The following is a 12,720-nucleotide window of genomic DNA, read 5'->3' as shown; positions in this document are numbered from 1 at the left end:
AGCGCCACGCAGACAGCGGGCGGAGGGCCATTTGGCACCTGCGAAGTTTGAGTATGTAACCAGAATAAACGCATCCCCTTACACGTTCATGAAGCCTGCCTTACTTTTACCTTAAATCTTTGCGGAGGATCTGGCGGGAATGCAGGCTTATGGATATAATGGAGAAAAGATGCAACGGTAAAGGCATGGAACGGCTGTCAGGATATAAGCAGCCGGACAGAGCGAGGTTGGATAATTTATGAATACTATTTATGACAGCAGCCTGCTGCTGGTGGATGATAATGAAGAACTGTGCAGGATGCTTACGGATATGCTGTACAGGGAAGGTTTCCGGAATGTGGTTTCGGCAGGAAGCTGTGAGGAAGCCTTCCTTTCGTTTCAAACGGGAAAAAAGGAACCGGATTTGGTGATTTTGGATATTAACCTGCCGGACGGTGACGGTTTTTCCCTGATGCAGAGAATCCGTTTGGTTTCCATGGTCCCTGTGCTTTTCCTTTCCGCCAGGGATGAGGATAACGACCGCCTTCTCGGGCTTGGGCTTGGGGCGGATGATTACATGACCAAACCTTTTCTGCCCAGAGAACTGCTTCTCAGGATGACGGCAATTCTCAAAAGGACCTACTTTCCGCCCGGGAGGATCGGACAGCAGGGGGAAGCCGGGATTTTGCAGCTGGGAATGAAAAAGGTGGATTTTAATGCGGGAACCGTAACGCAAGGGCAGGAAAGCCTGCAGCTGACCGCGAAGGAACTGGCTATTCTGAAGAAGCTGTATGAGAACCGGGGAAATATCGTGACCTTTGATATACTCTGTAATACCGTATGGGGGGACGAATATTACGGATATGAAAATACATTGATGGTCCATATTCGAAGGCTGCGGGAGAAGATAGAAGAGAATCCGTCGGCGCCGGAATGGCTTTTGACCGTGAGAGGTCTGGGGTACCGTCTGGCAAAGGAGCATTGATTATGAAAAGTTTGTTCAAGATATACCGGCGGTATATTTTTTCCGCCGGCTGGATAGCGGCGGCGGTTATCCTGGTGAATATGTGTGTGCTGATGGTTGTGGGGGCATACTTTGCTTCCCAGAGCAGGGAAAACCCGGACAGCGGAGGCCGACGCCGGATCATAGAGGTAAGCTCCTATATGAACCGGGAAGAGAACGGCCAGCCTTATCTGGAGGGGGAGGGGTATAAGGCTCTGGAGGATACGGGGGCGGAATTCGCCTTCCTGCTGGATAATTCCGGGCGCAGAATCTGGAGCTGGGAGGTGCCGGAGGAAATCCCTGCTCATTTTACCCTGGGTGAGGTGGCTTCCTTTACTCGCTGGTATCTGAAGGATTATCCGGTACGGGTCTGGAATTGTGACGAGGGGCTTTTAGTAATAGCGGATGCGAAGGATAAAGTGGGAAAATATACGGTGGAGATGTCTCGATCCTCCATACGGAAGCTTCCGGTTTTCCTTCTGGTAATCATGACTGCTAATCTGCTGTTGGTCCTTATCCTGGCGGTTTTGTCCGGCTACCGTCTGTATTCCTCTCTGCGTCCGGTAGCTTCCGGTATCGACGGGCTGGTATCCGGACGGAGAATCCTGGTGCCGGAGCAGGGACTGACGGGCGAACTGGGGAAAAAGCTGAACCAGGCCTCCGCAGTTCTGGAAATACAGCGGCGGAACCTGGAACAGCGGGATACGGCCCGTACCGAATGGATATCGGGCGTATCCCATGATATCCGTACCCCTCTGTCTATGGTCATGGGATATGCGGATAATCTGGAAAATAAAGAAGAACTGCCTGAAGAGGACAGGAAACAGGCCGCAATTATTAAGGAACAGAGCCTGAAAATCAAAACCCTGATTGAGGATCTCAACCTTACGTCCAAGCTGGAATACCAGATGCAGCCGCTGCGTATGGAGGAATATATCCCTGCGGCCCTGCTGCGTTTGGCGGCGGTTTCCTTCCTGAACGGAGGCCTGGCGGAGGAATATGAACTGGAAACCGATATTCAGGAGGAGCTGGAAGGGGTGGTGATGCAGGGGGATGTCCGTCTGCTTACCAGGGCTTTGAATAATCTCATCGGAAACAGTATCCGGCATAACAGCCGGTGCCGCATAGAAGTAAAGGGAGAGCTTGTCAGCGGAAACGGCCTTACCCTTTGCCGCATTGCTGTAAAGGATGACGGAAAAGGGATTCCCGCGGAAATCCGGAATATCCTTACGGAGGACAGAAACTTGCGTGCAGCTCCGGGAAAGGCAGATAACAGAGGGGAGTCCCCCATAATGGGAAAGCCCTATATCATGGGGAAGCCCCATATTATGGGGCTGCGTATTGTAAAGCAGATTGTGAATGCCCATGGCGGGCGGATGGATTTCTCCGCTGACGGCAGGGAGGTAATCCTTTATCTGCCGGCGGCAGGCACCCTGGAGGAGCGGAAGGTCAGGAAAAACCGTAAATGGTGGGAGATCCTGTGGTATGGGGATGTGAAAGGGGAATAGGTATACAAACGTTAGAATAAATCTATACTTTCACGGAAGATATTTCTTTTCTGATCCGTTATAATGGTTGCAAAGGACCGTCTGAACGGTTATTGGGAAGCAGCAGTGAAAATTTGGGGGAAACAAAGAAAAGGAGGAACGCGGAAAATGAAAAAACAGGCCCATGTGATTTCCCATTCCCATTGGGACAGGGAGTGGTATCTGCCGTATGAGAAGCACCATTGCCTGGAGGTGGAGTTTATGGACAGGCTTCTGGAAACGCTGGAGGCGGATCCGGATTTCAGGAGCTTCCATCTGGACGGACAGACGATTATGCTGGATGATTATCTTCAGGTACGTCCGGAAAAAAGGGAACTGGTGGAAAAGCTGGTCAGGGAAAAAAGGCTTTATGCAGGCCCCTGGTACATCCTCCAGGATGAATGGCTGACCGGAAGCGAATCCAATCTGCGCAATCTGGAAACCGGTATGAGAGAGGCATCCAGATACGGAAATGTGAGTAAGGTGGGGTATTTTCCCGATTCCTTCGGAAATATGGGACAGGCGCCCCAGATACTGCTGGATGCGGGGATCGACTGCGCCGCCTTCGGAAGAGGCGTAAAACCCACCGGTTTTAATAATGAAGTGGGGGAAACGGATAATTTTACCTCCCAATATTCGGAAATGTTCTGGGAATCCCCGGACGGTTCCCTGATCCTGGGGGTGCTGTTTGCCAATTGGTACAATAATGGTATGGAGGTGCCCACAGAACCGGAGGAGGCACGGAAATACTGGGAGGGCAAGCTGGCGGGGGCATTGAAGTTTGCCTCCACGGACAAGCTTCTGTTCATGAACGGCTGTGACCATCAGCCAGTGCAGACCGACTTGTCGAAAGCGCTGAAAACCGCTGCCGGGCTGTACCCGGATATCGATTTCATCCATTCCAATTTTATGGATTATTTCCAAAGCCTGAAGGAAGATTGCAGAGAGGATCTGGCGGTGATCAAGGGAGAGCTGCGCAGCCAGGAAACCGACGGCTGGTACACGCTGGCGAATACGGCATCGTCGCGTATCTACCTGAAGCAGATGAACGCCCGCTGTGAAGCCCTGTTTGTCCGCGCTGCCGAGCCGCTGGCGGCAATGGCTTATGAGTGGGGAATGGAATATCCCCATGATCTGCTGGCCTACGGCTGGAAAACGCTGATGCAGAATCATCCCCATGACAGTATCTGCGGCTGCAGCGTGGATGCCGTGCACCGGGAAATGGTCACCCGTTTTGAAAAGGCGGAACAGGTGGCCCTGCATATCATAGAAGAAAGTCTTTCCTATCTGGCCGGGCATATGGACAGCCGGGGATTCCGGGAAAGGGACGGCGAAGCGGTTCCCTTTTTTGTGGTGAATCCAACCGGCTACCGGAAAAGCCAGACGGCAGAGGCCGTGCTTACCGTTAAAAAATATCCCTTCCAGGGAAGTACGGTGGCCGCCTGTCTGGAAAAGGCGCAGAAGGAAAAGCTTCCCGCGTACCGGATCGTGGACAGAGCAGGAAATACGGTTCCGGGCAGGGTGGAAGAGCTCCCTTATGCCTTTGGGTACGATCTTCCCAAAGATCGGTTCCGGAATGCGTATTTCTGCCGTAAAGTCAGGGTGACCCTGGAGGTGGAGGATATGGATCCCTTTACCCTGGAAAGCTTCTGTCTGCTTCCGGCCGGGGAAGAAGAGGAAAAAGGCAGCCGGGAATCGCTGTTTACCGGCGATAACACCATGGAAAACAGAAGGCTATCCTGCCGGGTAAACAGCAACGGGACGGTGGATATCACCCATAAGGAAAGCGGTGTTACCTACCGTGAGGCGGTAATGCTGGAGGACACCAGGGATATCGGAAATGAGTATATTTATTTTAAGCCCGCGGGAGAGCCCCCGATTCTCAGCAAAGAAGCGAAGGCGGTAATACGCGTAGTGGAGGACACGCCTCTGCGGGCGGCCGTACGGGCTGAAATAACCATGGAAATCCCGGTTTCCGCTGACGAAAGGCTGGCCGGGGAAATAAGGGATCTGGTGGAGTTTAAGAACCGGAAAGCCGGAAGCAGCCGGGAATCCCTTTCCATGACGGTTGCGGTTACCTATATTCTGGAACGCGTGGGGAGAGGACTGCGGGCAGAGGTGGAATTTGACAACCAGGCGCTGGATCACCGCCTCCGCATACTGGTTAAAACCGGCCTGGACACCCCATGGCATTATGCGGATTCCATTTTTGAGGTGGCAAAGCGGAGCAATACCGTGTCCCCTGTCTGGGAAAATCCGTGCAATGCCCAGCACCAGCAGCTGTTTGTCAATGTCCATGAATCCGGCTGCGGCATGACCATTGCCAATAAGGGATTGAACGAATATGAAATCCTTCCCGGGGAAGAGAATACCATAGCGCTCACTCTGCACAGAGGGGTGCGGGAGATGGGGGACTGGGGGGATTTCCCTGCGCCACAGGCCCAATGTCTGGGAAGGCAGAAAAAGGAATTTATGCTGATACCTCATGGCGGGGAAAAGGATTTGTACCGCTCCTATGAGGAGGCATATGCCTATACCTCCCCCCTCTGGATCAGTAAGACGGAAAGCACGGAAGGAAACATACCGGATCACTTCACCTCCCTGAAATGGTCCGGAAAGACCCTGCTGTGGACGGCATGGAAGGTACAGGAAGAGACCGGCGACTTTATATTCCGGGTATTCAATGCATCCGAAGAGCCTGACAGGCTGAAACTGGAGACGGAAAAGCGAGTGTACCGCTCCAATGTGCTCGGCGAAAAGAAAGAAGCGCTGCCGGATAAGGAAACCGGGGTCAGAGGCTGCGGTATTTTTACGGCAGGTCTTGCATAGAGGAATTCTACACCGTAACAGGTTTGGCGGGCCATTATCCATGGCCCGCTCTTTATTTGACATTTACGGATACTTAAATTAGAATGAAAGCTATGGAAGGGGTTGGATTATGAATAAAAACAGTAACTTGGTTACGCTATGTATGTTTGCAGGTATGTTAATCGGGATGGCCGCCGGTTGTGCCATTGGCATTTCCAGGGGAAATATAGGGATTCCCATGTGCTCCGGCCTGGTCATCGGATTTCTGATCGGAGCAGGGGCCGGATTGGTTATTCGGAAGTTTTCAGATAAGGAATGAATAGATTTTTTGATTCCCTTCCGGCGGAATAAAGCAAGTTTGGATAAACAGGAGGATAAGTCAATGACAGAAAAATCAATAGCTTATTGCGGATTGCTATGCAGCTTTTGTTTTCCTGACGGCAGCTGCAGCTGTAAAACGGATAATCACTGCGGGAAAAGATTGTCCCCGGAGGGATGCTTTCAGTATAATTGCTGTACAGCAAAGGGCATAAACGGATGTTGGGAATGTGCGGATTCTCCCTGTGGGAAAGATATGCTGGCAAAGGACAAAATTAAAATGAGAGCATTTGTCCGATGCATCAAAGAGGATGGTATGGATGCATTTATAACATACATAAACCGGAATAAAAAGGAGGGAATTGTATATCACAGAGATGGTATTTTTGGTGATTACGATTTAGACACAGAAGAGGAAGTATTAAAATTATTGAGACGTGAGTCATGAGCTTATGTTCTCAGTATCGCGGGAACGGAGGGTTCTCTTATCCCTGCCGGCCGCCGCAAAAGTTAAATACCCCGCAGCTTGCTGCGGGGTATTGGCTTAACGTTATCTCTGATTACTGGGGAATAACATTGACAGCGCGAACCTTCTTGCTGTCTCTGGGATCAGCTTCTGTATCAAAAGTTACAGCCTGACCTTCCTGTAATGTCTTGAATCCATCAGTCTGGATAGAAGAATAATGTACGAATACATCTTCTCCGTTGTCTGCGTTGGTGATGAAACCATAGCCTTTTTCTGCGTTAAACCATTTTACTGTACCGTTGCTCATTAGTGGTACCTCCTCATTTAAAAATTTTTACATATTCGGGGCGAAATACAAAAAAATCACATATTTTTGTAAATCTTCGAACGTGCCAAGGATTTACAAAAATATGTGAAATCATTGAATCGTTTGGAATACAGCACCATAGTACCCTTCTTTTAGGAAACTGTCAAGAGTTTTTTCGAAAAAAACTGTAAAAATTCAGAGGGGAAAATCGTTACTACACATACAAATATATCTTTTACCGGCCGCCCTGTTTTCCGGTTTCCGCGGCTTTGCCCAGAACAGCCATTTTTCCCCGGATTCTCCGGCTTTTTTGCATCTTAAAACCTTATAAGCCATCCGGTGTAAATACGTCGGGCGGCACTTGATTTCCCTGTTGACATTATGACTACACTGTGTAATAATATAAATGACTACAATATGTAATAAAGTGGAGGTCTTTTATGGAACCAATACAGCTCATGTCGGATTCGGAAAAAGAGATCATGGAAATTATATGGGATAACGGAGGCCGGATATACATATCGGATTTGCTGGACGCGGTGGAGAGATCCGGCAGGGAATGGAAACGGACAACGGTGAGGACCTTCCTTACCCGCCTTATGGAAAAAGGGCTGCTTTTGGGAGTACGGCAGGGGAAGAACTGTGAATACCGGGCGTATGTCTCGAGGGAGGAATACCTGTCCGGCCAGGCCAGGAATTTTGTAGAGGAAGTTTTTGACGGTAACGTAAAGGATCTGCTGGCGTCCCTGATTGGCCCTGAGAAAATGGGGGCGGAGGAAGTCAGGCAGCTGCAGGCATTCTGGGAAAAGTGCAGGGAGGATATGCAATGAATCATATGATGCAGGGACTGCTGTCCGCCTCTCTTTCGGGAACCCTGATGCTGCTGGTATTTTATGCCGGCAGGTATCTGCTTAGGGGACGTATCAGCAGAACGGGTTGTTACTATATCTGGCTTGTTATCCTTCTCCGGTTTTTGATCCCATATTCTCCCATACCGGGAATTGCCGGTTATGCTGCGGAGCGGGTGAAACAGGCGGGACGGCAGCAGGAGGCGGCAGGGATGGAGGCCGCTGCACCGGCCGCCGACAGGGACGGGACGCAGGGATCCGGGAACGCTTTGGAAGCGGGAGAACCGGCAGGCGCGGGAAACAATCCGGAACTGTCCGCAGCAGTTACACCCCCGGTTCAGGATCAGGAGGCAGGGGAGATGCCTGCCGGAGGGAAAACGGCAGAAGGAATTATGCCCGCCGGGGAGAAATCAGCAGCACGGCTCCTGTTGCCGGAAAGGATTTTCCGTTTCCTCTGGCTGGTGTGGCTGCTTCCCGCAGCAGGGTTGATGGCTCTGCGCGGCTTCCGGTACCGCCGTTTCATGCGGTATATGAAACAGAAACGGACGCTGTCGGAGGATCTGCAAATCTCTCGTATTTGTACGGAATTGTGCAGGGAATTAGGGTGGAAAAAAGAGGTTAACCTGTACCAGTGCCCCGGGATTTCCTCCCCTATGGTGGCAGGTTTTTTGCGGCCCTTCCTGGTTCTTCCCGCGGAATTATACAGACAGTGGGAGGAAGAACTGTCGGAGGCACAGCGGGCGCTTCGGGCGGAGTATGTACTCCGGCATGAGCTTGTCCATCTGACCAGAAGGGATTTGTATTATAAGTGGCTGGTACAGGCCGTGATATGTATCCACTGGTTTAATCCCCTGTTAACGGCAGCTGCTGCGAAAATCAGCGAAGACTGTGAATTGTCCTGTGATGAAGCTGTGATTGGCAGACTTTCCATGGCGGGCCGGATCGCTTACGGCGATACCCTTGTGGCATCCCTGCAGGCGCTGCATGCCCCTGCCCGGCAGGAGGTCTGTGCAGCTCTTGGGGAAAATACAGGATTGATGAAAGAGAGGTTATTGGCAATTATGAAATATGAAAAGAAAGCAGCGGGAAAAAGAAGGGCGGCAGCCGTACTGCTGGCAGGTCTCCTGCTCGCTGCCGGTTTCGTCTGCGGCGGATTTTCCGCACAGGCGGTAGGAAATGGCGGAATAAACAGCGGAAAAACGACACAGTCCCTGAATAACGTACAGGCCGGCAACACAGCACAAGCCGGTAAAACAGAACAGACCACGGCAGCAGCCGGCGTGCATTTGGCAGAAAAACCGGCGGGGGCACAGGGGACGGTAATCCACGGCGGGGAAGAAGTAGCCTTCTGGGGGGACAACAGATACAAAAATGCATGGGAGGGACAGTTTGCCACCAGCACTTACTTCAAGAATAGATATAGTATCCAGCTTGCCTGGAACAACGGACCGGAGAATTACGGCACCGTGCGTACAATCACAGCAGGAGGAAAAGACTGGCAGATCGCTTTTACGGAAGAGACGGATTCCCTTGCGGGGGATGAGAAGTTTATAGAAGCACTGAAGCTCTGCGTCCTGGAACAGAAACAAAGGGAAGAAAACGCAGACCCGACAGGCTTCTGGAATGAGAAAAACAAAATGACACAGCCGGTGGTATTTTATGTGGAAGGGCCTTATACTCTGCCGGCGGATATCTTGGCAGAAAATGCATATGAGGAGGAGGACAGCCTGAGTCTGTATGCTGCTGTGGTGAATGAGGTATCCCCCCAGCTCGCCCGGAGCCTGGGAGAAAGGGCCTATGAGGAGGACGATGCGGCATTATTTTCCCTTACGGTGGACGCCATGTCTGAAAACGACAGGATGGATCTGGCAACAAAAGCCTATGAGGAGGATAACGTATCTATGTTTTCCATAATATGCAATGAATTGTCGGAAGCACACAGAAAGCAGCTTAAGGATCGGGCACAGAAGGAAGAGCAGGATATGTACTACTATATTCTGAAGAACAGCGAAGAGGGATGAGCTTTTTTACACCTGTTCAATACTTCCTGCGGGGGCTATAATGAAGGCGTCTGAAAGAAAGAAAAGGATAAGGAGCGGAAAATGGAAAATACATTCTTTACGGACGCCTCAGGAAAGCCTTTTATGCCTGTCGGGCTGCAGGCCCATAACTCATCCACAGGGACCGGGTTGATAAAAAAGGCGTTACGGGCGGTGGCGGCCTTCGGGGGAAACTGTCTGGAAGCCCCTGTTTACTGGTATTGCGTGGAACCGGAAATGGATCGGTACGATATGGCCCTGGTAAAGGGGATCATCGATGAAACAAGAACCGCCGGGCTGCATCTCATACTGCTTTGGTTTGGAACCAGCAAAAACGGACATCCCAATTATGTGCCGGAATATATAAAACGGCAGCCCCGGACCTATCGGCTGGCGCTGGGGCCGGATAAAGCCCCGGTTCCTTCTCTGTCCGTGCACTGCAGGGAAACATTGGAACGGGATAAAAAGGCCTTTGTGAAGTTCATGGAATTCCTGAAGGCCTATGATGGAGAGGAACGGACCGTGCTTGCCGTTCAGATTGAAAATGAGATGGGGTATGCCAATACGGACAGGGATTATTCCCGTCCGGCAGACCGGGATTATGAAAAACCCATACCGGAGGCTTTGAAGGCGATCAGCCTGAAGGACAGCGGAAAGGAAAGCATTGCCCCGGACAGTCCGGTATCGCCCTGGAAAAAGCAGTTTGGCAGGCATGCACATGAAGCCTTCAGCGCATGGTACCATTCGTTGTATGTGAACGAGATTGCAGAAGCGGGAAAGCAAGTGTACCCGATCCCCATGATAACCAATGTCATGGTGGGAGAGCAGTCTTTTGAAGAGCCGGGCCTGTGCTATAATGCAGGGGCGGCGACAGGCAGGATGCTGGACATCTGGAAGGCCGGCGCACCTGCCCTGGACGTGATAGGGCCGGATATCTATAATCAGAACCGGAGGGAGTACACCAGGATATGCGATGCCTATACAAGGCCGGACAATCCTTTGTTTATACCGGAATCCCCTGTCCGCGGGGAAGCCAATGCCATGAACGCCCTGTTGGCGGCGGCGGATTACGGAGCGGTGGGAATCTGCTGCTTCGGGGCGGAAAGCGCTCTGGATGAAAAGGGAGAGGTTCTGGAGGAATGCCGGGATATGGCGCTGACCATGAGGATCCTTTCCTCCATGGCTCCCCTGCTTCTCCGGTACCGGAATACAGGAAACGTGCATGCATTTGCGGAGGACGAGTTTGAAACCAGCCATTATCTGAAGCTGCCTTCCTATCATGTGGTGGCTAAGTTTCTCCGCCGCCACAAAATGTATTTCGGATATACCGCCGATACCGTTTCGGAAGAGGGCAGGAAAAAAGCACAGGTGAGAGGGCGTGCCCTGCTGGTCCAGACCGGACCCTGTGAATTTTATCTGGGAGGTGCTGGCGTGGCTCTGGATTTTTACCGCAGGCCCGCGCCGGAGGATGAGGAATGCTTCAGCCACCTCTCTTCCAGGCAATCGGGACAGTTGAATTTCCTCTCTGTGGAGGAGGGGTATTTTGAAGGGGAAACCTGGGTGGCTAAGATGAACCGGAACGGGGATGAAACCAATTTTTCCCAGTATGTGCTGGACGGACAGCTGATTCGTATCCGCCTGAATCCGGATACGGGGATGGATGTGGAAGATAACTAAAGACAGGTAAGGGGCTGCGGTACGATAGGTTTTATAATAAAACCATCGTGCCGCAGCCTTTTTATTTGGATATATTTACCATATATTCAAAATATGAGATGGCATTCAATAAGTGATAATTTACAAAAACTTTTATAAAATGCTATACTGGGACTGAAAAATACACAAGCAATTTTTTGGAGCAAAGAAATGTTTAGTGTATATTGTCTGCGGTTTTTGCGAAAAGGAGTAATCGTATGCGCAAACCCAATATTCTTCTTATTACAAGTGATCAACAGCACTACAATACACTTGGTATTTGTAACCCGGAAATACGCACTCCAAACCTGGACAGGCTTGCCCGGGAAGGAACACTTTTTACCCGCGCGTACTGTACGAACCCTACAAGTACTCCTTCCCGCGCTTCTATAATAACCGGCCTCTATCCCTCACAGCATGGAGCCTGGTCGCTTGGGACAAAGCTGCCGGAAGAGATTCCCACTTTGGGCGGCTATCTGGAAAAGGCCGGTTATCAAACGGCGCTGGTAGGAAAAGCACATTTTCAGCCCAAAGCTTCCTCACCGTCCTATCCTTCCCTGGAATCCGAACCGCTTCTTTATGATTCTTCCTTTTGGGAAGCGTATCATGGACCGTTTTATGGTTTCAGGCATGTGGAACTGCTGAGAAACCACACATGTGAATATCTGGTGGGGCAGCATTACGCACTTTGGCTGGAGAAGCAGTATCCGGGTAAATGGAAAAAATATTTTTCACCTCCTACCGGTACCCGTTCGTCCGACAGGCTGTACCAGTGGGATATCCCGGAAAAATACCACTACAATACCTGGATTACCGAACGCTGTTGCAGCCTGCTGGACGGCTTCTGCCGGGATAAAACACCGTTTTTTCTCTGGGCCAGCTTTCCGGATCCCCATCCGCCCTATCTGGCACCGTCTCCCTGGTGTGACAGGTACGCAGGAGCGCCGCTGACGCTTCCCCGGGGATGCCCCGGAGAATTTGAAAATCTGCCTCCCCATTTTGCAATGACCCGTCAAGAGAATGCCGACTGGTCGTCTTACGGGGAAAGCGGACAGTTTCTGCATGGACTGCGTTCTCACTCCCATATTACCGGGGAACAGGCCAGGCGGAATATGGAGGTGTACTATGGTATGATCAGTTATCTGGATTCCTGTGCAGGAATGCTTCTTGAACGGTTGGATGAGCTTGGTATGCGGGAAAATACCCTTGTGGTTTTCACTACCGATCACGGACATCTGTTCGGCCAGCACGGCCTTTATTATAAGGGTCCCTTTCTGTATGAGGACTTGATACGGGTTCCGCTTCTGGTCCGTTATCCCCCGGAGGTCCCCACAGGACGAAGCTGCCATGCTTTGCAGTCTTTGGTGGATTTGGCACCCACGCTTCTGGATTTTTGTGCATGCCCGGTTCCCGGATCCATGAGCGGCGTAAACCAGCACAGGGTATGGAAGGGAGAAGAGCAGGCTGCCCGTCACTGCGTGATCTGTGAAAACCATCAGGAACCTGTTTCCCTCCATCAGCGCTGTTATGTGGATGAAAGGTATAAGCTCACCGCTTATGCAGACCGGGAATGGGGGGAACTTTATGATTTGACTGAGGATCCCGGCGAGTCAAATAATCTCTGGAATCATCCGGGTTTCCGGAACCTTAAGGAAAAACTGCTGTTGCAGGCCCTTTGGATGGAAATGGGTCGGGAGCCTATGTGGATGCCCCGGATCTCCGGAGCCTGAA

The 12,720-nt window shown here is 51.2% G+C and carries 10 protein-coding genes; 9 read left to right on the top strand and 1 reads right to left on the bottom strand.

All coding sequences use genetic code 11. The annotated features are described in order from the left end of the window. The first annotated feature begins 238 nt into the window (after positions 1-238). The 5 genes from DXA36_RS22110 to DXA36_RS32725 all read left to right on the top strand — a co-directional run bounded on the left by DXA36_RS22110 (position 239) and on the right by DXA36_RS32725 (position 6,082). Complete coding sequence (locus tag DXA36_RS22110; protein ID WP_118681615.1) at positions 239-964, top strand: response regulator transcription factor; 726 nt, start codon at positions 239-241, stop codon at positions 962-964. Between the two features lie 2 nt (positions 965-966). After that, on the top strand, positions 967-2,490 hold the full coding sequence (locus DXA36_RS22105) for a sensor histidine kinase (RefSeq protein WP_182479211.1): 1,524 nt from the start codon (positions 967-969) through the stop codon (positions 2,488-2,490). Between the two features lie 147 nt (positions 2,491-2,637). Next, positions 2,638-5,337, top strand: a complete 2,700-nt coding sequence (locus tag DXA36_RS22100) for an alpha-mannosidase (RefSeq protein ID WP_118681624.1) — start codon at positions 2,638-2,640, stop codon at positions 5,335-5,337. 109 nt (positions 5,338-5,446) lie between these two features. After that, on the top strand, positions 5,447-5,635 hold the full coding sequence (locus DXA36_RS22095; RefSeq protein ID WP_118681613.1) for a hypothetical protein: 189 nt from the start codon (positions 5,447-5,449) through the stop codon (positions 5,633-5,635). A gap of 255 nt (positions 5,636-5,890) precedes the next feature. Beyond that, positions 5,891-6,082, top strand: coding sequence for a hypothetical protein (locus DXA36_RS32725; protein WP_147366637.1), 192 nt, complete (start codon positions 5,891-5,893; stop codon positions 6,080-6,082). Between the two features lie 112 nt (positions 6,083-6,194). On the opposite strand, the gene DXA36_RS22085 is transcribed toward DXA36_RS32725, so the two are convergent. Next, positions 6,195-6,407, bottom strand: a complete 213-nt coding sequence (locus DXA36_RS22085; protein WP_009255996.1) for a cold-shock protein — start codon at positions 6,405-6,407, stop codon at positions 6,195-6,197. 440 nt (positions 6,408-6,847) lie between these two features. Here DXA36_RS22085 and DXA36_RS22080 point away from each other — a divergent pair, with 440 nt between their 5' ends. From DXA36_RS22080 to DXA36_RS22065, 4 genes are all read left to right on the top strand, one after another. Beyond that, a complete protein-coding gene (locus DXA36_RS22080; RefSeq protein ID WP_118681611.1) occupies positions 6,848-7,237 on the top strand; it encodes a BlaI/MecI/CopY family transcriptional regulator in 390 nt (129 codons plus the stop codon). Continuing rightward, entirely contained in the window at positions 7,234-9,276 is a 2,043-nt protein-coding gene (locus DXA36_RS22075) for a M56 family metallopeptidase (protein ID WP_118681610.1), read from the top strand. Before DXA36_RS22080 ends, DXA36_RS22075 begins: the two co-directional genes overlap by 4 nt. A gap of 81 nt (positions 9,277-9,357) precedes the next feature. Beyond that, complete coding sequence (locus DXA36_RS22070) at positions 9,358-10,971, top strand: DUF5597 domain-containing protein (protein ID WP_118681609.1); 1,614 nt, start codon at positions 9,358-9,360, stop codon at positions 10,969-10,971. A 236-nt stretch (positions 10,972-11,207) separates the two neighbouring features. Next, entirely contained in the window at positions 11,208-12,719 is a 1,512-nt protein-coding gene (locus tag DXA36_RS22065) for a sulfatase family protein (protein ID WP_118681608.1), read from the top strand. The last annotated feature ends 1 nt before the right edge of the window (position 12,720 follow it).

The organism is Eisenbergiella sp. OF01-20 (genome assembly GCF_003478085.1).
Taxonomy (GTDB): Bacteria; Bacillota; Clostridia; order Lachnospirales; family Lachnospiraceae; genus Eisenbergiella.
Note: the sequence above shows the minus strand (reverse complement) of the source record. Positions and strands in the feature narration are given on the sequence as shown.